12 protein-coding genes are annotated in these 20,983 nt (G+C 71.7%); 3 read left to right on the forward strand and 9 right to left on the reverse strand.

What is annotated here, in order from left to right; genetic code table 11:
- Positions 1 to 7 precede the first annotated feature (7 nt).
- The 7 genes from JYK02_RS38280 to JYK02_RS40865 all read right to left on the reverse strand — a co-directional run bounded on the left by JYK02_RS38280 (position 8) and on the right by JYK02_RS40865 (position 11,881).
- Positions 8 to 1,507: an ArnT family glycosyltransferase gene (locus JYK02_RS38280; protein ID WP_207057906.1), complete on the reverse strand. Its 1,500-nt coding sequence runs from the start codon at positions 1,505 to 1,507 to the stop codon at positions 8 to 10.
- 81 nt (positions 1,508 to 1,588) lie between these two features.
- Positions 1,589 to 3,235 (reverse strand): thiol reductant ABC exporter subunit CydC, encoded by a 1,647-nt coding sequence (gene cydC / locus JYK02_RS38285; RefSeq protein WP_207057907.1) that lies wholly within the window; start codon positions 3,233 to 3,235, stop codon positions 1,589 to 1,591.
- A complete protein-coding gene (gene cydD, locus JYK02_RS38290; protein WP_207057908.1) occupies positions 3,232 to 4,914 on the reverse strand; it encodes a thiol reductant ABC exporter subunit CydD in 1,683 nt (560 codons plus the stop codon). The genes cydC and cydD overlap by 4 nt, the downstream gene beginning before the upstream one ends.
- A gap of 7 nt (positions 4,915 to 4,921) precedes the next feature.
- Entirely contained in the window at positions 4,922 to 5,929 is a 1,008-nt protein-coding gene (gene cydB, locus JYK02_RS38295) for a cytochrome d ubiquinol oxidase subunit II (RefSeq protein ID WP_207057909.1), read from the reverse strand.
- Positions 5,930 to 5,965: 36 nt separating this feature from the next.
- Positions 5,966 to 7,417, reverse strand: a complete 1,452-nt coding sequence (locus JYK02_RS38300) for a cytochrome ubiquinol oxidase subunit I (protein WP_207057910.1) — start codon at positions 7,415 to 7,417, stop codon at positions 5,966 to 5,968.
- A gap of 150 nt (positions 7,418 to 7,567) precedes the next feature.
- Positions 7,568 to 8,938 carry an oxygen-independent coproporphyrinogen III oxidase gene (gene hemN / locus JYK02_RS38305; protein ID WP_207057911.1) on the reverse strand — a complete coding sequence of 457 codons (1,371 nt, stop codon included), beginning with the start codon at positions 8,936 to 8,938 and terminating at the stop codon, positions 7,568 to 7,570.
- Between the two features lie 99 nt (positions 8,939 to 9,037).
- Positions 9,038 to 11,881 (reverse strand): kelch repeat-containing protein, encoded by a 2,844-nt coding sequence (locus JYK02_RS40865; RefSeq protein ID WP_207057912.1) that lies wholly within the window; start codon positions 11,879 to 11,881, stop codon positions 9,038 to 9,040.
- A 340-nt stretch (positions 11,882 to 12,221) separates the two neighbouring features.
- On the opposite strand from JYK02_RS40865, the gene JYK02_RS40685 reads away from it, so the two are divergent.
- Positions 12,222 to 13,700, forward strand: a complete 1,479-nt coding sequence (locus JYK02_RS40685; RefSeq protein ID WP_207057913.1) for a collagen-like protein — start codon at positions 12,222 to 12,224, stop codon at positions 13,698 to 13,700.
- 59 nt (positions 13,701 to 13,759) lie between these two features.
- Here the strand turns inward: JYK02_RS40685 and JYK02_RS38320 are convergent, their stop codons facing one another.
- Positions 13,760 to 15,112, reverse strand: coding sequence for a hypothetical protein (locus JYK02_RS38320; protein ID WP_207057914.1), 1,353 nt, complete (start codon positions 15,110 to 15,112; stop codon positions 13,760 to 13,762).
- A gap of 94 nt (positions 15,113 to 15,206) precedes the next feature.
- Here JYK02_RS38320 and JYK02_RS38325 point away from each other — a divergent pair, with 94 nt between their 5' ends.
- Both JYK02_RS38325 and JYK02_RS38330 read left to right on the forward strand, forming a co-directional pair.
- Positions 15,207 to 16,841, forward strand: a complete 1,635-nt coding sequence (locus JYK02_RS38325) for a sigma 54-interacting transcriptional regulator (RefSeq protein WP_207057915.1) — start codon at positions 15,207 to 15,209, stop codon at positions 16,839 to 16,841.
- Between the two features lie 132 nt (positions 16,842 to 16,973).
- Positions 16,974 to 17,375: a hypothetical protein gene (locus tag JYK02_RS38330; protein ID WP_207057916.1), complete on the forward strand. Its 402-nt coding sequence runs from the start codon at positions 16,974 to 16,976 to the stop codon at positions 17,373 to 17,375.
- Here JYK02_RS38330 and JYK02_RS38335 read toward each other — a convergent pair.
- Entirely contained in the window at positions 17,341 to 20,955 is a 3,615-nt protein-coding gene (locus JYK02_RS38335) for a serine/threonine-protein kinase (protein ID WP_207057917.1), read from the reverse strand. The genes JYK02_RS38330 and JYK02_RS38335 overlap by 35 nt on opposite strands.
- Positions 20,956 to 20,983: the final 28 nt, after the last annotated feature.

Raw genomic sequence — 20,983 nt, forward strand, 5'->3', positions numbered from 1 at the left:
GCGCGGCTCACCTCAGCGAGTAGGAGCGCACCTGTCCGTCGTCGTAGAGGGGCGGCGGCAGCCGGGCCCGCGTCGCTTCCGGGAGCCATCCTCCGAACGAGGACTCCACCAGGAGCGTGGCCCCTTCGCGGCGCAGCTCCTCCAGCCGCTCGGGGGTGAGGGACGCCGGGGGCAGTGACCAGCCCTGGCGTCGCAGCGTCACCAGCGAGACGACGGGCGTGCTCAGGTCCGTGGCCACCGTCAGTCCTGGCGGGCCCAGCTTCGGCACGGCCGCGTCGAGCCGGGCGACATCGAGCTCCGGGGGCTTCGTATAGGACAGCGTGCGCAACAGCGCGGTGACCGCGAACACCGCCAGGAACGCCAGCCGCCAGCGCTCCGGGGCGCGGCGCTCGCGCGTGGCCGCCACGACGAAGGCGCCAATGAGCAGGCTGGTCGCGAGCGTGAGCGGGATGGCGTAGTACTGGTGCTGGAAGTTGTGGCGGCCGAAGAGGACCACCACGCCGAGCGAGGCCGCGAACCACGCGGTCACCACCGGGTGTTCCTTCAGCACGCGCCCCGTCGTCCGCCAGGACACGAGCATCCAGAGGAAGGTGGGCAGCAGGAAGAAGAGGTGGATGCAGCGGCCGAACACCACGGAGATGAACGTCCAGGTGAAGAGCTCCCGCGTCCACTCCCACCAGTCGTGCTTCAGCTTGAAGAGCGGCAGACCGTAGGTCTCTTCCAGCACGTGGGCATGGCGGAACCAGACGAGCACCGCGACGACCGGAATCAGGCCGATGAGCGAGGACCGGGCGAGCACCCACTTCCTCTCCGGACCCGGCGCTCCCTTCCACGCCGCCAGCACCCACGCCGTGGCGGGGACCGCCGCCGCCACGCCGGTGGGCTTGAGCACGGCCGCGAGCGCCAGCAGCACGCCCGCCAGCAGCGCCCGTCCCCAGCTCGCACGGATGCCGTCGAAGGCCATGCACAGGCCCCAGCAGAGCAGGGTCAGCATGGGCACCTCGGGCATCAGCTTGCGTGAGAACACCAGCACCAGCGGCTGGAGCAGGAGACACACCGCGGCCACCCGCGCCGTGTCCTCGTCCCGCAGCATGCGCCGGCCCAGGGCGAGCCCGCCGAACGCCAGGGGAATGAGACACAGCCACACGGGCAGGCGCGCCCAGGTGTCGTGCTCGCCGAAGAGGGCCATGGCCGCCGCGCCCAGCCAGTTCACCAGCGGGAACTCCATGCCGACGATGCCGGTCAGCCCGCCGCGCTCCGCCACGCGCGGGTAGAGGATGTTCCAGCCCTCGTGGAGGAACGCGCGCGCCACGCCGAGCCCGTCCGCGTCACGCCAGGGATGCACGCCGTGGGGCGGCAGCGCCAGGGTCCACACCTTCCACGCGAGCGCGAGGAGCAGGGCCCCCGAGAAGACGGCCGGCCAGGTGCGCTGGCCGCGCCGGAGCGGAGGCGACGCGGCCTCCTGGGGGAGCCCTGAGGTGTCGAGCATGGGGGATGGCGAACGCATGCGGGGCGCGACCCTACCCTCCATGACCCTCCGCTGGCCTGGAGAAGCGCTCCCGGCTTCCTGGAGGGTGACGCGCGGGTGTCAGGCCGGCGCGAGGGCGTGGACGCTGTCCAGCACGCGTGCCACGTCCGCGTCATGCGTGACGACCACCAGGCCGCGCCCGTGCGCCTTCATCCCATCCAGGTCTCGCATCACGCGTGCGGCGGTGCGCGGGTCGAGATGCTCGGTGGGCTCGTCGAGCAGGAGCCAGGGGGCCTCTGAAAGCCAGGCGCGCGCGAGGAGGACGCGCCGCCGCTCGCCTCCCGAAAGGGCCTCACCCCCGCGGCCGAGGGGCGTGTCGAGCCCCTGGGGTTGCCGCGCGTACCATTCACCCAGGCCGGCCTTGTGCAGCGCCGCGACGGCCTCGTCGTCGGTGAGCGCCGCGCGCACGACCCGGAGGTTCTCTCGCAGGGTGGTGTCGAAGAGGTGCGCATCCTCGGCGCAGTAGTGCAGCAGCTCGACCCGGCGTTGCTCGCTCACGTCCGCGAGCGAGACGTCGCCCAGCTTCACCGTCCCGGCCTTCGGAGGCAGGTGCCCCGCGAGGCTGAGCAGCAGCGTCGTCTTCCCGCTCCCACTGGGCCCGGTGAGGGCGAGTGACCGTCCTCGCCGCAGGGTGAGGTCGATGCCCGGGACCGCGGCGCTTCGCTCCGGCCAGCCGCACGCGAGCCCCTCCGCGCGCAGGTGCATGGCCGGCGCGGGGGCAGGGGACACGGTGGCCGGGGTCTCGGCTTCGGTCGCATCGAGGAAGGGAAGCAGCCGCCGGGCCGCCTCGGTGGAGCGCAGCAACTGGGTCAGCGCCGCGGGCATGGACTGGAGGGCCTCGAACGCACCCAGCGGCACGAGCACGACGACGCAGAGCTCCACCTGGGAGAGCGCTCCGCGTCCGAGTGCCGCGAAGCCGAGGACGAGCGCCGCCCCCACGCTCGCGCTCCATGCGGCATGCATCAGGAAGGTGGCGGCGGCGGTCCAGCGCGCGGCCCTGGCCAAGAGGCGCTCCAGACGAAGGTCGTCCTCGCGCAGGGCCCCCAGCAGGACCGGTGCTTGTCCCGACACCCGCCACTCCGCCGCGCCTTCGAGCAGCTCCAGCGCGGTGGCCATCTGGTGCGACCGGGTGGCCGACGCCGCCTTCTCCGAGAGGGCCAGCGCGCGCGCGCTCATCCAGGGCGCCACGCCCCCCGCGACGGCCAGACTCACGGCCAGGGCCCCCGCCGCCGCCGGGAGGAAGAGGGCGAGCAGCGCGACGCCGCCGGCGCCGACACCGGCCGCGATGGCCATGGGCACGAGCGCGCGGATGACCGCCTCGCCCACCGCGTCCACGTCACCGCCGAGCCTCGCGACGAGGTCTCCGCGCTTGAGGCCCAGGACCCGGGTGAGCGGCCCGCGCGCGAGCGCGTCCACGAGCCGGGCCCGCAGCCGTGCCACGCCCCCGAAGGCCAGCTCGTGCGCGACGAGCCGGTGGGCGTAGCGCAGGCCCGCGCGAGAGAGCCCCAGGGCCCGCACGCCGACGATGGCGAGCGTGAGGTCGAGCACGGGTGGCATCTCGGCGGCGCGCGCGATGAGCCACGCGGACAACGCGCCCAGCGCCGTCGACGCGAAGAGCGCGGCCGGCCCGAGCGCGACCGCGAACCCCACCGCGCGGGGACGCAGCCCGAGCCCCGACAGCACCTGACGCAAGGGATGGCGGCTCATGCGGCCTCCGGGAGGGTGTCCGGCGAAGACGCGTGCGAATGGAGCGTGAGGACGTCGTCCGCGATGGCCAGCGTCCGCGCGCGGTGGCTGACCAGGAGGAGGGTCGTTCCCTTGCGGGCCCGCCGCTTCAGCGCTTCGAGGACGCGCTGCTCGGAGACTTCATCCAGGTGCGCCGTGGGCTCGTCGAGGAGCAGCAACCGCTCGTCTCCCACGAGGACCCGCGTGAGCGCGAGCCGCTGCCGCTGCCCGAGCGAGAGGCCCTGACCGTCCCGCCCCAGCTTCGTGTCCCAGCCGTCGGGAAGCCGCGCGACGACGGCGTCGAAGCCGGTGGCCTCCGCGGCGGCCGCCAGGGCCGAGGGCGGAATCACGCGCCCCCGGCAGACGCTCTCCCGCACCGTGCCCGGCTCCAGGTGGAGCTGTTGCGGCAGCCACGCGAGCTGGGGCCAGTACGTCGTCAGGTCGAGCGCCCCGAGCGCCAGCGCCGCCCCGCCTTCGGGGCGCAGGAAGACGCCCCCGCGCGTGGGCGGCAGGAGCCCGAGCATCACCGCCAGGGCCGTGCTCTTGCCCGCGCCGCTCTCCCCGCGCAGCCCGAGGATGCGTCCCTGCCCCAACGGCAGCACGAACGACAGCCCGTCCGGTGCACAGCACCCGGCGTCGCGCGTGGCGACCGAGACGTCCCGCAGCTCCAGCGTCCCGGAGGTGAGCGGGGGCGCGCTGAGCGTGCCGCGTGCGGGCTGGGGGGCTTCGAGCCGCGCGATGGCCTGCGCCGCCGCCTCGGCTCCCTCCGCGGACGCATGGAAGAGCGCCCCTACCTGGCGCAGCGGCGCGTAGACCTCCGGCGCGAGCAGCAGCACGAAGAGGCCCGTCTCCAGCGCCATGGCCCCGTCGAGCAGCCGCAGGCCAATCCCCACCGCGACACTCGCGATGGAGAGCGTGGTGATGAGCTCCAGCACGAAGCTGGAGAGGAAGGCCCGCCGCAGCGCCTGGAGCGTCGTCCGCGCGTGCGCCTCGCTCAGCCGCAGGACCTGGGCCGCGACGCCGCGGTGCCGGCCGAGCGCCCGGAGCGTGGCGAGCCCGGTGATGAGGTCCAGCACCCGCGCGCTCAGTTGCTGCATGCTCGCGAGCTGCCGCATCGTGGCCTCGCGCGTGAAGCGGCCCACCAGGACCATGAAGAGCGGGATGAGCGGCAGCGAGCCCGCCATCAGGGCCGCGGAGACCGGATCCGCGCGCCACACGCAGACGAGCAGGGCCGGTGTCGCGAGCGCCGTGAGCAGCAGCTGCGGCACGTAGCCCTCCAGGTACGGCTGCAGCGCGTCCAGTCCCCGGGTCGCGAGCTCCACCTGCGCCACCCCCGCCGAGGCGCGCTCCCGCTCCGGGCCGGACGCCAGCCGCGCCAGCAGGCCCGCTCGCAGCTGCGCGATGACCCGGTGCGCGCTCCGCTTCCCCGCCCATTCCTGGAGCCCCGCCAGCGCCGCGCGCAGGAGCCACACGCCGCCCAGCCAGAGGAGGGCTGTCCCGGAGGATCCGGCCGCCTCGCGTGCATGGCCCAGCAGCCGCGCCAGTCCCCGCGCCTGCAGGACCGTGAGCGCGACCATCCCGAGTCCCAGGCCCGCGGTGAGCAGCACGTAGCGCCGCGCGGCGCTCGCGTGCCGCAGGAGCTTCGGGTCGAGCGGCTTCATCGGACGCTCAGCCCTCTCCCATCGCCGGCGTGAGCTCGTCCACGGTGACGCGCTGGCGGAAGACCCAGTAGGTCCAGCCCTGGTAGGCCAGCACGAACGGCACCAGCGCGACGGCGACGTAGGTCATGATCCGCAGCGTGTAGGGGGTGCTCGACGCGTTCTGGACGGTGAGCGAGTGCGCCGGCTCCAGCGCTGGCATCACGTCCGGGAAGAGCGAGCCGAAGAGCAGCACGACCACGCCCGCGATGGCCAGACAGCTGAAGGTGAAGGACCAGCCCTCCCGCTCCCGCCAGACACTCAGCGCCGCCGCTCCCAGCGCCAGGGCCACGAACCCCAGCACCGGCCACGTCCAGGCCACCGAGTACCGCACCTGCGTCCACAGGCCGAAGGCACCGCTGACGCCCAGCGTGGGCAGCGCCATCCGCTTCGCCCAGCCGAGCGCCCGCGTCCGCAGCGTGCCCTGGGTCTTCAGCGCGACGAAGACCGCGCCGTGGCTGAGGAAGAGCAGGGTGGTGGCCAGGCCGCCGAGCAGCGCGAACGGGGAGAGCAGGCCGAGGAACGTCCCGGTGAACTGATGGTCCGCGTCCAGGGGCACTCCGCGCACGATGTTCGCGAAGGCGACGCCCCAGAGCAGCGCGGGAATCCACGACCCCACCTGGATGGCCTGCTCCCAGCGGCGCTGCCACGTGGGGTCCTCCAGCTTGGAGCGGAACTCGAGCCCGATGCCTCGGACAATCAACGCGACGAGGATGAGGAAGAGCGGCAGGTAGAAGCCGGAGAAGAGCGTCGCGTACCACTCCGGGAAGGCCGCGAACGTCGCGCCCCCGGCGGTGAGCAGCCACACCTCGTTGCCATCCCAGACCGGGCCAATCGTGCGCAGCACCGCGCGGCGCTCCGCGGGAGTCCTTCCCAGCACGGAGAGCCACATCCCCACGCCGAAGTCGAAACCCTCCAGCACGAGGTAGCCCGTCCAGAGGACCGCGATGAGACAGAACCAGAGTGTGTTCAGTTCCATGATGGTTTGTCGAAGCCAGTCAAAGAGGGCAGGGGCTCAGTAGCCAAACGACAGCGGCGCGGTTTCAGGGTGGCGGTCCTCGCTCGGGACGGCCGCCGGATGTTTCAGGCTGGCACGGACGAAGTGCCGCATCAGGTAGAACCAGACCGCCGCCAGCACGCCGTAGACGCAGGTGAAGCCAATCAGCGTCGTCCAGACCATGGCGGGTGAAACGGCGGTGGAGACGCCGCTGGCCGTCAACAGGCGGAGCGTGTCCACCCCGGTGGGGTTGGGCGCCACCAGCCAGGGCTGCCGCCCCATCTCGGTGAAGATCCACCCGAAGGAACACGCGAGGAACGGGGTGGGCAGCGCCGCGAGGCTGAGCCGCGCGAACCGCTCCGAGTTGCTCGCCGCGCCTCCGCGCGTGAGCCAGAACCCGAACAGCGCCAGCGCCGCGCTCCCCACGCCCAGCCCAATCATCAGACGGAAGGACCAGTAGGTGACGGCGAGGTTCGGCGCGTAGTCCGGCCCCGTCCCGTAGCGCTGCTCGTAGCGCTTCTGGACGTCATTGACGCCCTCGAGCGATGCCTGGAAGTCACCGCGCGCCAGGTAGGACGTGAAGCCGGGAACCTCCAGCAGGTGGCGCACGCCCTGGCAGTCGTTGTTCAGGTCTCCCACCGCGAGCAGCGAGAAGGGCGCCCCGGCGCGGCCGTCGCAGAGCGCTTCGGCCGCGGCCATCTTCATGGGCTGCTGCTCGAACATCAGCTTCGCCTGGGCATCTCCGCTCACCGCCACGCCGATGCCGGAGACGACGACGGTGACGAGCCCGAGCCGCAGCCCGCCGCGAAAGGTCTGGGCCGCCGCCGCTTCACCCGACTGGCTGGAGCGCACCATCAGCCAGCCGCAGACGCCCGCCACGAAGGTGCCCGCGACCAGGAAGGCCGAGGTCACCGTGTGGGGGAAGGCCACGAGCGCCGTGTTGTTGGTCAGCACCGCCAGGATGTCCGTCATCTCCGCGCGCCCGGTGGCGGGGTTGAAGCGCGCCCCGACGGGGTGCTGCATGAAGGAGTTGGCCGCGAGGATGAAGTAGGCCGACAGGTTCACGGCGAACGCCACCAGCCAGATGGAGGCGAGGTGCAGCGCGCGCGGCAGTTGCTTCCAGCCGAAGATCCAGAGCCCCAGGAACGTGGACTCGATGAAGAAGGCCGCCAGCGCCTCCATCGCGAGCGGGGCGCCGAACACGTCCCCCACGAAGCGCGCGTACTCGCTCCAGTTCATCCCGAACTGGAACTCCTGGACGATGCCCGTCACCACGCCGAGCGCGAAGTTGATGAGGAACAGCTTGCCGAAGAGCCGCGTCAGCCGCAGCCACCCCGGCTTTCCCGTCACCACCCAGAGCGTCTGCAGCAGCGCGACGAGCGGCGCGAGCCCGATGGTGAGGGGGACGAAGATGAAGTGATAGACCGTGGTGATTCCGAACTGCCACCGCGCGAGCTCTAGGCTGGTCATGACGGAGCAGGCGTCATTGCAATCCCCCCGCCGTTCACGCTGCCTCGGGGGCTCGCTCGTGCCCACGCAACCCCTGCGCCGCGTCACGGGGGCCCGCGCAGTTTCTGCGCTCCCTCGCGACGGTTGGAGGCCCCACCGGCCCCGGGGGCCTCACACCGTCCGGGAGAAGCGGGGATTCGCGGCCCGGGCGAGGTGGGCGTCGAACACCATGGCCACGTTGCGCACGAAGAGGCGGCCGAGCGGCGTCAGCTCCAGTTGGGGGCCGTCGCGCACCAGGAGCCCGTCGGCCTCGAAGGCGCGCAGCCGCTCCAGCTCCGGGGCGAAGTACGCCGCGCCCTCGTCGCCGAGGTCCGCCCAGAAGTTGCACATGAGCTGGGTGATGACGGCGCGGCGGCGCCGGTCATCCCCGGTGAGGACGATGCCCCGCTCGGTGGCCAGGCGTCCCTCGGCCACGCGGGCGTAATAGGACGGCAGCGGCCGCACGTTCTGGGCATACGCCCCGCCCACGTCGCTGATGCCGGTGCTGCCCAGCGCCACCACGTCCGACGCGGCTTTCACTGTATAGCCCTGGAAGTTGCGGCCCAGGCGGCGCCCGGCCTGCGCGCGCGCCAGCTCGTCCTCGGGGAGCGCGAAGTGGTCCATGCCGATGGGCCGGTAGCCCGCCGTCACGAAGGCCTCGCGGGCGGCGCGGAACAGCTCCAGCCGGGTGCGTGCATCCGGAAGGGCCTCCGCGGGCATGCGCTTCTGGTGCTTGAGCACGTCCGGCATGAAGGCGAACGCGTAGACGGCGAGCCGGTCCGGCCGCATCTCCAGCACCGTCTCCAGGGTGCGGGCCCAGCGCTCCGCGTCCTGGTGGGGCAGGCCGTGGATGAGGTCGAAGTTCACGCCGCTGAAGCCCAGCGCGCGCGCATGCTCCAGCAGCGCGCGCGTCTGCTCCGGCGTCTGGAGGCGGTTCGTGGTCCGCTGCACCTGGGGGTCGAAGTCCTGGAGCCCCATGGACACGCGGTTGAAGCCCAGCTGGCGCAGCAGTGACAACTGGCCCGGCGTGGTCAGCGCGGGGTGGACCTCGATGGCCACCTCCGCGTCCGGCAGCGGCGTGAAGCGGCGGGTGAGCTCCGTCCACAGCCGCTCCAGCTGCGCCTCGGTGAGGAAGGTGGGCGTGCCGCCGCCCCAGTGGAGCTGCGACAGGCTCCGCCGCGCGCCCAGCCGCCGGGCGACCAGGTCCATCTCCATGACCAGGTGGTCGATGTACCGGTCCGCCGCGCTCGGGTCCTGGCTGATGACGACGTTGCAGCCGCAGTACCAGCAGAGGCTGCGGCAGAAGGGCAGGTGGACGTAGAGGGACAGCGGCTCGGAGGCCTCCCGCGCGCCGGCCAGGGTCAGGCGCTCCGCGAGGGCGTCGGGGCCGAAGTCGCCGCGCCACTCGGGGGCGGTGGGGTAGCTGGTGTAGCGGGGCCCGGCGACGTTGTACCGGGCCAGCAGCTCCGCGGACGGCGTGGGGAGGTCGAGGCAGGGTTGCATGGCATCCCTGCCCCAATCCAAACCCCGTGCCAGCCACCGTCCGAGGAAGGCCCCGGGAGCAGGCGCGCAACGCCTGCGCCCCCTCCTCATGCCACGGTGCTAGGGCGTGTACAGCTCGCACTTCCGGACGGGGGTGTTGTAGTCGTCGCTCCCGGCGACCAGCACCTTGCCATTGGACAGCAGCGCCGCCGTATGCCCCCTGCGCCCGCGAGTCATCGGCGTCGTCGGGGTCCAGGTTCCCGTCGTCGGGTCGAACAGCTCCGCTTCACGGATGAGCCTGTTCGATCCTTCGCCCCCGGTGAGGAGCACCCGGCCATCCGGCAGGAGTGTCGCCGTGGGCCCGTTGCGGTACATGGAAGGGTCGCCGACGCGGGTCCAGCTGCCGGTGATGGGGGCGTAGACCCACGCGCGCGACAGGCCCGCGATCAACACCCGGTCATCCGCGAGCCGCGTCGCCGTGTGTTTCACGAACGGATCGCCAGGCGGGGGAATCTCGGTCCAGGTGTTCATCACGGGGTCGAAGAGCAGGGCACGAGGGGTATTCGAGTCGCCGCCCACCACCAGCACCTTGCCATTGTGGAGCCGCGTGGCCGTGTGCTGCGACAGCCTCCAGGGCAGTGGCGACACGGAGGTCCATGCGTTGCTCACCGGATCATACACCTCCACCAGCTTGCCGGAGCTGGTGTTGGGGTCGGAATCACTGCCGACCACGAGCACCCGGCCATCCGCGAGCAGCGTCGCCGTGTGGTCGAAGCGGGGCTGGGCCAGGGAGCCGGCCCCCGTCCAGGTGCCCGTGGCCGGGTCATACAGCTCCGTCTCAGGGAAGAAGACGGAGCCCTTGGCTCCGCCCACCAGCAGGACCTTGCCATCCGCGAGCAGCGTCATCGTGTAGCGGGCGCGGGACTGCATCGTGGGGCCGGTGTAGCTCCACTGGCCCGTGGCCGGGTCGTACAGCTCCGTGGTCCTGGCGCTCCACATGGGCCCTACCAGCACCTTCCCGTCCTTCAGCACGACCATGTCGTGGTTCATGCGGCCCTCGTTCAGCAGGCCCGTTTCCGTCCAATGGAGGCCCGTCTGAAGCCGGAGTCCCAGGGCCACGCCGCCCAGGCCGCTCCCGCCCGTGCCGCTGTAGGGCGTGGCCATGAGCGTGTGGACGCCTTGCCCCGCCAGCGCCGCTGCCTCCACGGTGTAGGGCGCGGCATCGGCGTGCGTGGTGACGCCGTCGCAGACGATGCGCACGCTGCCCACGTTGGCCGGGAACGTGTTCACCTGGAGCTTCCAGCCTGGAGGCAGGGCGCCCGTCTCCAGCGTCATGTCATTGCGCAGGGATTCGTGGCCGGGCACGAGCTGGCCATTGGCGTCGACGATGGAGAAGCCCGTGACGGCGCTGACGTGGTTGGGAAGCGCCGTCACGGTGTTGATGGTCAGCGTGTTGCCGCCGAAGGTCCGCACCTGGAAGCCCGGGAAGGTCTCGTTGTACGTGCGCGAGTGGTCCTGCAGCACCCGCAGCGCGATGAGCTCGCCCAGCCGCACCGCGTGCTCGTGGTCGGAGCGCCAGTGGACGCCCGCGAACAGCCGTCCGACGCCGATGTTCATGGCCAGCTTGTCCAGCTCGTTCTCGATGGTCAGGGCCGGCCCGGTGTAGCGCACCAGGGACAGCCCATCCGCGCTCGGCACCACCGGCTCCTGCACCGGCAGGTCCGTCTTGAAGAAGGCCTTGAGCATCGTCACGCCCGCCCCCACGTAGGTGGAGTGACCGGAGCCGTAGGCCGGGTGGAGGGGCGAGCCCTCGGGGAAGGCAAGGGGCAGCAGGTACGTGCCGCTACCGCCAGCTCCACCGTTGAGCGTGCGGTTGCGGTCCAGCACCCGGGACAGCACCGGCGAGCCGAGCAGCTCCGGATGAACGGGGTAGGTGCGCGTGTTGGACTTCGTGTTGTGGACGCGGCCGGCGAACTCCTCCGGCCGCAGGCGGCGGTGCACCTGCCACTTCTGGAACCAGATGCCCAGCAGGGCCAGCTTCATCACGCGGCCGATGAGGTCCTGCCCGTCCGCGTTGCCGAAGGTCGCGAACGCGTCCTGCTTGAGGTACTGGCGGTAGGGATTGTTCTCGTCGTGCACCGGCGGCGAGGATTTGCCATCGGTGTCCGTGTCGTTGCGTCCCGCCAGGAGGAGCAGGGCATTGAGGCTGGATTGCAGCGGGAAGTCGTGGTGGACGAACTCGGCCAGGTCCCGCCCGTTGCGTAAGTAGCGCGGCGTCGGGTCCGTCGTCTCCGGTTGGGCGGGAGGCTCGCCGTTCTGGATGCGCAGCCATTCAGCGAAGGTGGAGACGCGGTCGTCCCCGGGCACCCGGGTGCGGATGCGCTGGGACACGCTCTGCGCGCCGTAGGGCACGTCCTGCAGCAGGAACTGCGAGACGAAGGGCCCCACCGTGCTCCCGGGCAGCGAGTCCCGGAAGAGCGTGTCCGCCGTCACCTGCCCGTTCACCCGCGGCCCCCGGTGGACGCCGAGCAGGTTGAGGCGCTGCAGGGCTTCGGTGATGACGGCGGGGGCCGAGGCGCTGGAGTAGTCCTGGAAGGACACGTCGCGGGCCAGCGCCATCCAGTACAGCTCCTCCATCTCCCCGGAGACCTCCAGTCCCGCGAACGCGGGGGCGGGAGCGATGGCGAGCGCATGCGAGTCCGCGCCCTCCAACTGGTAGGCCTGCGCGGCCTGCGGGTTGACGAACTTGCGGCTGCCGCCCAACGGAACGGCCTCGAAGAAGTCGGGGACTCCGCTGACGATGCTGCTCGCCAGGCGGCTGTAGTCGGCCGGGATGACGTCCCCGTAGGCGTCGTGCGGCAGTCCCTTGGAGTAGTTGGCGAAGCGGCTGGTGTAGCGCACCTCATCGCCGTTGTCGGGGTGCTCGGGGAGGGGGACGCCGCGCTGGAAGGTGGCGGCATCCACCCGGACCTTCAGCGCGTCGTCGGCGCGCTCGGGGCCCGGGTTGGGAACGGGACGAAGGGATTCGGTGTCCTCTGCAATGTCTGACTTTTCTTCCTGCTGGGGCGTGGCTGCGGAAGCTTGGGATGACATGCACGGCTCCGTTGCAAGGTTGCGCGTGCATCCTGCGGGAGGGGTCTGACAATGATTGTCTGTGTTTGTTGATGGACTGTCTTTGGGTAGGGAATGCACTGCGTGGGGTCACCCGGGACTTGCGCGCTGGGAGAGGGATGTCCCGCCCCGGCGAGTCCACTGGCGAACAGCGGGCTACTGCGGGCAGAATGCGCGCCCTGGGGGAGGAATCATGCGCATCCATTTCGCGACAGGTGTTCTTCGTTCACACGTGCTTCGGGCCACGCTCTCGGCGGGGCTGCTCGGCGTCGCCGCGTGCAAGGGCTCGGCGGGTTCGGAGGGCTCGCAGGGCCCCGCGGGACCTCAGGGGCCGCCGGGTGCCCAGGGGCCTCAGGGGCCCGCGGGTCCCGAGGGCGGCCCGCCGGGTCCACAGGGGCTGAGTGCCCTGCTGCTCACCACGCCCGAGCCCGCGGGCGCCAACTGCGGCTTCGGTGGCGTCAAGCTGGAGTCCGGCATCGACCGCAACGGCGACGGCGACCTGCTGGATGACGGCGAGGTGAACGCGTCCGCCACGAAGTACCTCTGCAACGGCGCCCAGGGCCCCAAGGGCGACACCGGCGCGGTGGGCGCGGTGGGGGAGACGGGGCCCCAGGGGCCCCAGGGCGATACCGGCGCCACGGGCCCGACGGGTCCGCAGGGGCCCAAGGGCGACACGGGCTCGCAAGGGGCCCAGGGGGAGTCCGGAGCGCTCGCGCTCGCCTACGGCGACGGCTCCGCGGGGGACTTCAACCTCCCCGCCTTCTCGAATACGCGGTTCTTCACGGCCGGGAACTTCCCGGCCGCTGGCGCCAACCTGATGTTCCACGACGTGACCATCGACGGCATGCTCATCGTGTCGAGCGGGACGATGATTCGCGCCACGGGTGACATCGTCATCGGTCAGGGCGGCAGCATCATCGTCAGCCCCGACTTCCAGATCCAGACCCTGAACCCGTCCCAGAAGGGCATCGCCATGTCCGCCTCCTTCAACCACCTGGGGGGCAGGGGGCTGGACCGGGGGCGCACGTCCCTGGTCACCCGCGCCGACGTGTTGGGGGGCGGCAGCGGGTTCCGCTCCACGACGAACCCCGACATCCTCGGCGGCGACGGGGGTGGGCGGCTCATCCTCGCCGCCAGGGGCAACATCATCATCCGCGGCACCGTCGAGGCGAACGCCTACCAGGGCATCAACAACAGCATTTCCACCATCAACCGCCCCGGCGGTTCGCCGACCCCCGTGGCGGGTGGCGGCGGTGGAGGTGGCGGTGTCATCAGCCTCATCTCCCGCGGCACCATCACCGTGGAGAGCACCGGCAAGGTCCTGGCCAATGGAGGCAATGGCGCCGTGGGCTGGAATGGCGCCACTCCGGTCGCGGGGCAGATGTATGGCGGCGGCGGGGGTGGCGGAGGAGGCATCATCCAGTTCCTCGGCGCGAACACGCCCGTCATCGTGAACCCCGCCAACGTCCAGGTGAACGGCGGCACCGCGGGCGCGTCGGCGGTCTCTGGAACGGCCACGACGCTGGTCCAGACCGGCGGTGGCGGCGGCGCCTGCGCGGGCAATGGCGGAGAGGGCACGAAGTCCATCCTGGGCGCTGACGCCTCCAAGGCCGGCGATCCGGGAGACCTCATCACCGTCAAGGCTGCCCAGCCGGAGCTGCTCTTCTACTGACCGCGGCCCGCACAGGAGGCCCACGCGTTGGGCGTGGGCCTCCGGTGCTTCGCTTCAGGCTACGGCAGCGTGTTCACGTTGACGCCGAAGATGACGGGCACCGTGGAGGTGGAGGTCGCGGTGATGGTGAGTCCGGACGAGGACCGCGTCCACGAGTTCTGCGAGCCGCCCGACGTGCCGCCGAAATCGAACGGCCCCACGGAGAAGCCCGCCGCCACCTGCCACTGCTGCTGGAAGCTGTTGAAGGTGGATTGGCTCATGGTGACGCTGACCGTGGGCTGGTAGCCCACCAGCATGCCCGTCTTGAGCACGGGCACCACGCCGCCCTCGCCAAACATGTTCGTCTGGCCCGTCGAGGGGAACGCGCTGAAGCCCGGCAGGAACGGACCGTTCTTGAACTGGGTGACGCCCGAGTACCAGGGCCCCGGGGTGATGGGGATGGTGTCCCAGGCCTTGAACGAGACGGTGCACTGCAGGCTGCTGTCGGTCTCGAACTCCGTCAGCCGGCTCCACTGGCCGCCGACGTTGACCTGCCAGAACCAGCTCCCCACCGACATGGAGCCCTGCGCCCAGGTCTTGTTCAGGTCGAACTGCGACTGGCTGTTGGAAAAGCTGATGGAGCCCGGCGTCCCTCCCTGCCCCTGCACGTTGTTCACCCAGTTCTGCATGGTGGTGTTGATGCTCCAGAGCGCGACGGGGGGATTGCCCGACAGGCCGGGGTCCTGCAGCTTCGTGTAGTACGCGGGGTTCACGACCGCGGCCAGCGCGTTGGTGAGGTTGGGGTTCTTCGCCTGCGCGACCAGGTTGTTGTAGTTGGCCTGCGCCTGGATCACGTTCCCGCTGTCCGCCTGGAGCTTGATGCCGAAGGGGAAGCCGGCTCCGCCCGTCAGCCAGGTGGTGAAGTTCGGGACGTTGTTCACCACGCTCGAGTCCGTGCTGTAGGCCTGCTGCGCCTGGCTGTAGTCGGTCGAGTACTGGTTCGACGCCTGGGTGAGGTCGTTGTAGGCCGCCGTGATCTTCGCCTGCAGGTTGGGGTCGGGGGTGTACGTCGCGACGTCGTTGAGGAACTGCTGGTACGCCCCGTCGAAGGTCTGCCCCGACGAGCTGTACTGCCCGATGGCGCTCCACTGCGGGATGGTGGCCAGGAAGTCGTACTGGGCCGACGTCGTGTAGCCATTGTTGGGCGTGGGCCAGGTCCACTGCATGAAGGGATAGATGAGCTGGAAGGTCTGCGGGTTGACCCCCAGCCCCGTCACCATCGCGCCGTACAGCAGGTCCCAGCCGGAGGGCTGCGTCCCCGGGTCCGTCAGTTGGGAGAGCACATTGGTGGAGCTGTTCGGAGCCTTGAGGCCTCCCGTGGCACGGGGGAGGACGTGGCGGGAGGCGTTCGGAGCGCTGCGCGGCAGGGACATGTCTGGCTCACTGGCTGGGGTTGGATGTGACGGATGCAAGTCATTGCAACGGGCAGGCCATCCCTCTTTCGATGTGTGAGATAGAGTCACGCCAATGCCCCGTCCTGGTGCCGACGTCCCCCCTGCCCCCGTGCCCACGGCGGACGTGTCCACCGCCGCCGAGTCGATGCCGCGCGGCGCTCCCGCCTCCACGCGCCCCATCCCGGCGCTGACGCTCGTCGCGCACCCCACCGCCACCCGCATCGGGGAGCGGCTGCTGCTCCACGGGCTGCTCGCCGGCCGGGAGGTGACGCTCTCGCGCAACGCGCCGGACTTCACGCGTCCGGGGGAACCGCTGGGCCTGCCCCTGGGCGACCCCTTCATGAGCCGCAAGCCCTTGCGCTTCACTCCGGCGGGGGAGGGCGTCCGCGTCCTTCCTCCGGAAGAGGGGCGCTGCACCTGCGCGGGCGAGCCGCTTCCTGCCAGCGGCCGCGAGTTCGGCCCCGAGGCGCTGGCGCGGGGCGTCCTGCTCGAGTTCTCCGGGCGGACGGTGGTGCTGCTGCACCTGGCCCCCGCGCCCGGGCCCGGCGCGCCGGCCTCCCTGGGCATGGTGGGGGAGAGCGCCCCCCTCCAGGCCCTGCGACGGCACATCGAGCGCGTGGCCGACCTGGACGTGCCGGTCCTCATCCGGGGGGAGACCGGCACGGGAAAGGAGCTGGTGGCCCAGGCCCTCCATTCCCGGAGCCGGCGCGGGGGCCCCTTCGTCAGCGTCAACCTGGGCGCCATCCCCAAGGAGCTGGCGGCCGCGGAGCTCTTCGGCAGCGTCCGGGGCGCCTTCACCGGCTCCCAGCGCGACCGCGAGGGCTTCTTCCGGGCCGCGCAGGGGGGCACCCTGTTCCTGGACGAGGTGGGAGAGGCCTCGCCGGAGGTGCAGGTCATGCTCCTGCGGGTGCTGGAGACGGGGGAGCTGTACCCGGTGGGGGCCAGCCGGCCCGTGGCCACGGACGTCCGCCTCGTCGCGGCCACGGACGCGGACCTGGAGGCGCAGATTGAAGAGGGGCGCTTCCGGGCCCCGCTCCTCCACCGGCTGGCCGGCTATGAGCTGCGGCTGCCGCCCCTGCGCGAGCGCCGCGAGGACATTGGTCCGCTGTTCCTCCACTTCGCGCGCCAGGAGCTGGAGGCGCTCGGAGAGGCCCACCACCTCACCCCCAGCGACCCCTACGCGCCACCATGGCTGCCCGCCGCGCTGGCGGTGCGCCTGGTGCTGCACCCCTGGCCGGGCAACATCCGCCAGCTCCGGAACGTGGCCCGGCAGCTCGTCATCAGCAGCCGGGGCCAGCCCTTCCTGGAGCTGGATGCGCGCCTTGCCCAGGAGCTGCGGCTCCCCCTGGCGCCGGCTCCGAAGCCGGCTCCGGCGCCGGCTCCAGAGGCCACACCCGAGCCCGAGGCCGCGGCCCGCCGCAAGTCCACGGAGGTGGGGGAGCCGGAGCTGCTCGCCGCCCTGCGCGCGCACGACTGGGACGTCAAGCGGGCCGCCCTCCACCTGGGGATTGCCCGCTCCTCCATCTACGACCTCATCGAGCGCAGCCCCAGCCTCCGTCTGGCGGGCGACCTGAGCGTGGAGGAGCTCACCCGCTGCTTCCACGCCTGCGAGGGCAACCTGGACGAGATGGTGAAGCGCCTGGAGGTCTCCAGGCGGGCCTTGAACCGGCGCGTCAAGGAGCTGGGGCTGGTGCCGAAGGGGACCTGAGCGGTCGGCGGCATGTCGGCGGCATGTCGCGTGTCGCCGCGCTTCAGGTCCTCCCCGGCGCCATGGCTGGTATTGCGTTTGAATAGCCCGCCGCGTCCCTGGAACACGCCGGGGACAGACCTGGAGCGTCGCATGTCATTCCGTCCAGACCTCGTCATCGACTTCGACCAACCCGCTGAACCCGGCATCCAACGCGATAGACGGAACTGCAAGGCCGAGCGAGGCAGCATCGTCGTGGCCCTGGTGAGGCCCCCTGCCGGCTTCAATGCGCCGGTCCCGACCCTGCGGGATTCGATCGGCGTCGTCTCCCAGACCGGGTCGGCCTACGGAGGCGAGGCCTCCTACCTCTTCATGCTCTACATCCCGGAGACCGCCGAGCCGGGGCCCTCCAGGTTTGACTTCACGACTTCGAGCAAGACGATTGGGATTGCCGAGACCAAGACGGCCTCGGGCACCATCGACGTGTCGGGTGGGCCCGGGGACCCTCAGCCCCTGCCGCTCAGGGTGCAGCGGCGAGACGCCGTGTCTGGGTGAGCGTGTCGCCCCATTCGAACGCGAGGTTGGGATTGCGCAGCAGCGCCTGCGTCAGCTCCTCCAGGGCCTGCTGGCGAGCTCCGCGCCGCGCTTCGGGGGACGCGGTCTCCGCCCGCTCCAGACGCAGCCCGGCACGCAGGGCCTGGGCCACGGGCCAGTCGGGCCGGGCCTTCAGGACCTGCCCGGCCAGCGCCGTGCCCCGCTGGAGCCAGGGGCCGGCGTCCTGGCCCGCGCGCTTCTGGGCGGCAGCGCCCAGGCGGTAGAAGAGGCCCGCCTCCAGGCGGTACTCCGGTTCGTCGGGTGACAGCGTGAGGGCCTGCTCGAAGGACTTCGCCGCCGCCTCCAGGTCCCCGGACGGCGGCGGCCCGCTCCGCTCCTTCCAGCGGGCCTGGAGCACCTGGGCCTTGCCCAGCTGAAGCCACGGCTCCGCGTCCTGGGGGTTCTTCTCCCGCGCGGCGTGGAGGTCCTCCAGGGCCCGCGCGAGCTCCAGCTCCGGCGTGCGTCCGTGCTCCAGCTCGAAGCGGGCCTGGAGGACGTGCACCGTGCCCGTGAGCCCCCGGAGCCATGTGGCGCCCGGCATCCGCTCGGCGGCCCGTCCCAGCACCTCCAATGCCTCACGTCCGCTCGGACGCGGGTCCTCGCCCCGCGCGACCTGATAGCCACAACGCCTGACGAGCAGCGAGCCCAGATTGGCGTAGGCGAAGCCCTGTCCCGGCGCGACGGTGATGGCCTGCTCGAAGGCGGCGCGGGCCTGCGCGAGCACCGGGAGCGGGTCGCCGCCACGCTGCCAGGCCTCTTCTGCTTGCAGCAGGTGCACCACCCCGGTGCCGTTGTGGAGGTTCGGGATGCGCGGGTTGATGGCCAGGCCCCGCCGGTACTGCTCCAGGGCCGCCTCCAACTGGGGCCGTGGGTCGCCACCGCCGTTCCTCCGCCGGCGGGCCAGCTGCTCCTGGACCTGCCCCGCGTAGAAGTACGGCACCACGTGCTGGGGGTTGAGGCCGCGGGCCTTCTCGAACGCGTCCGCGGCCCGCCGCAGGTCCGCTTCCGCCTCCGCGTTGCGCGGGAGGGAGGCCCGGGCCAGCAGCGCGTTGCCCAGGTTGAGCCAGTCCTCCGGGATGCGAGGGTCGAGCGCGATGGCCGCCTCGTACGCCTGGATGGCCTTGTCCCGGTTGCCCCGGGAGTCCACGCCCACCTGGTCCTCGAAGTCCGCCCACGTCTTGAAGACCAGGCCGGACTCGCCGTGGTAGGCGCGGTCCCGGTCCTCCGCGCGGATGCTCGCGAACAGCGCGGCGGCCCTGCCGAGCAGCTCGCGCGGATCCTCGCCCTTGTCGATGCGATAGCGCGCCTGGAGCCAGGTGCTCCGCGCCAGGTTGAGCGTGGCCTCCGAGCGGGTGGGCTCCACCGACCGCGCGCTCTCCGCGGCGGTGATGGCCTTCGTCAGGAGTTCCGTCCCGTCCCCGCCCTGCGTGAGCCGGTACTCCGCCAGGCGGTGATGCACGCGCGCCGTCCGGTTGAGACAGGCCGCGTCCCCCGGTGCGACCGTGAGACATTTCCCGAGCGCCTCCAACGCGCGTTGATAGGCAGGCATCACGTCGCCCTTGCCATACAGCTCCATCACCATCGCGTCGTTTTCCAGGCGGGCCAGGGCCCGGTACACCGCGGGCTCGCTCTCCGCCGTGGCGGCGGCGGTGGCGTAGGCCTTCCGTCCGGCCTCGAAGTCCGCGCGGGCCCCTTCGACATCGCCTCCGTTCCAGCGCTGGAAGGCCCGGGCCTCCAGGATGTCCCCGCGCAGCATGGGCAGCTCATGGAGCCAGGGCAGCCGGCCCGCGGCGCCTTCCGACAGGGCCAGTGCCTCGTCGAGGCGGCCCTCGTGGAAGGCGATGAGCGCCGACACGTACTCCTGCGAGGGCACCTGGGCTCCCTCGCTCTGCTTGAACCACGCGAGCGCGGGATCCCGGCTGAGCCGCTCGGCGTCGCGCAGCGCGGCCTCCCGCAGCTTCGGATCGCGGATCCGCTGGGCCTCCAGCCGCTGCTGCTGGTAGCGCCGTCCGGTCACCAGCGCGAGCGCGTACGCGGCCCGGGGTGCATGAAAGCCATGGCGCCAGGCGGACTCGAGCAGCTCCAGGGCCTTCGCCTCGTCTCCCAGCGCGAGGTGGCCGCGCCCCAGCGCGTAGTGGCCGGGACCCAGCGCCCGGGGACCTGCCTGGCGGATCTCCTCCTCCAGCTCCGTCATCCGCGCCTGGAGGGCGCGGCGGTCCTCGCGCGTGTCGTGCAGGCGGGACAGCGCGGAGTAGCGCACCCTGGACTCGATGTGTTCCACCAGCTCGGTGAACCGCCGGGCGATGCGCTCGCGCTCGGAGGCTTCACGACGCTCCAGCGCGCCCCAGCCCAGGGCCACCGTCACCGCGACCAGCGCGGCGGCGCTCACGGAGGCCAGGAGTCTGTGTTTGCGCAGGCGCTTGAGCAGCGGATACCCGAAGCCGGTGCGAGCCTTCACCGGCTCTCCGGAGAGGAAGCGCTCCAGGTCCTCCGCCAGCGCGCGCGCCGAGTCGTAGCGGGCGCCGCGCTCCTTCTCCAGACACTTGAGGGTGATGGCCTCCAGGTCCGCGGGCAGCCCGGGGACCAGCAGGTGCGGCGCTCGCGGCTCCTGGGTGGGGATGTGGCTGAGCACCTCCAGGCCGTTGCTGCCCGGGATGGGGACCTGTCCGGTGAGCAGGTAGTAGAGGCTGGCGCCCAGGCTGTAGACGTCCGCGCGGCGGTCGAGCCCGCTCACCTCGCCGCGAGCCTGCTCCGGGGCCATGTAGTGCGGCGTGCCCAGCACCGCGCCGGTGGCCGTGACGGATTCGTTCCACTCCCGCGCCAGCCCGAAGTCCATCACGTAGGGCCGCGGCGTTCCGTCCTCGGCGCGCTCGACCATGATGTTGGAGGGCTTGATGTCCCGGTGGATGAGCCCCACGCGATGGGCCTCATGGACGCCCAGGGCGGCCTCGCGCATCACCAGCGCCTTCTGCTCGAGGGTGAGCGAGCGCACCAGGGCGCTCAGCGGCTGACCGTCGATGTACTGCATCGCGATGAAGACCCGCCCCTCGACGTGGCCGACCTCGTACACCTGGCACACGCGCTCGTGCCGCACCTTGGCCTGGGCCCGGGCTTCGGAGACGAAGCGGCGGGTGTGCGCTTCGTCGTCGTCGCGCACGAACTTGAGGGCCACCTGGCGGCGCAGCCGTGGATCCCACGCCAGGAACACGCGCCCCATCCCGCCCTGTCCCAGGAACCGCACGGGCTGGTACCGGTCCCATCCGGGAAGAGGGAAGGCCGGGGCCCCGGCGGACGCCGCTCCGACCCGCGCGGGATGGGCGGTGACGGTGGCGTCGTCGGCGGGCGGCGGCTCCCGTGGCGCGGGGGCCTCCTTCAACAGCGAGGCGAAGGTCTCCTCGGACATCAGCCCCCGCTCCCGCAGCAGCTCCAGGGGACTCCGGCCCAGGCGGCGGGCCTCCTCGAGCAGGGCCGGCGAGTCCTCGCCACGCAGCAGGCCCTCATCGATGGCGAGCCAGATCTCCGTCTCGTAGTCGCGATTCATCCGCGGGGTTCTCGGACGCGCGGGGCGG

The organism is Corallococcus macrosporus, from assembly GCF_017302985.1.
Classification (GTDB): domain Bacteria; phylum Myxococcota; class Myxococcia; order Myxococcales; family Myxococcaceae; genus Corallococcus; species Corallococcus macrosporus_A.

Coding starts and splice junctions, on each gene's coding strand:
- JYK02_RS38280 (WP_207057906.1), bottom strand. CDS start 1,507: ATGCGTTCGCCATCCCCCATGCTCGACACCTCAGGGCTCCCCCAGGAG.
- cydC (WP_207057907.1), bottom strand. CDS start 3,235: ATGAGCCGCCATCCCTTGCGTCAGGTGCTGTCGGGGCTCGGGCTGCGT.
- cydD (WP_207057908.1), bottom strand. CDS start 4,914: ATGAAGCCGCTCGACCCGAAGCTCCTGCGGCACGCGAGCGCCGCGCGG.
- cydB (WP_207057909.1), bottom strand. CDS start 5,929: ATGGAACTGAACACACTCTGGTTCTGTCTCATCGCGGTCCTCTGGACG.
- JYK02_RS38300 (WP_207057910.1), bottom strand. CDS start 7,417: ATGACCAGCCTAGAGCTCGCGCGGTGGCAGTTCGGAATCACCACGGTC.
- hemN (WP_207057911.1), bottom strand. CDS start 8,938: ATGCAACCCTGCCTCGACCTCCCCACGCCGTCCGCGGAGCTGCTGGCC.
- JYK02_RS40685 (WP_207057913.1), top strand. CDS start 12,222: ATGCGCATCCATTTCGCGACAGGTGTTCTTCGTTCACACGTGCTTCGG.
- JYK02_RS38320 (WP_207057914.1), bottom strand. CDS start 15,112: ATGTCCCTGCCGCGCAGCGCTCCGAACGCCTCCCGCCACGTCCTCCCC.
- JYK02_RS38325 (WP_207057915.1), top strand. CDS start 15,207: ATGCCCCGTCCTGGTGCCGACGTCCCCCCTGCCCCCGTGCCCACGGCG.
- JYK02_RS38330 (WP_207057916.1), top strand. CDS start 16,974: ATGTCATTCCGTCCAGACCTCGTCATCGACTTCGACCAACCCGCTGAA.
- JYK02_RS38335 (WP_207057917.1), bottom strand. CDS start 20,955: ATGAATCGCGACTACGAGACGGAGATCTGGCTCGCCATCGATGAGGGC.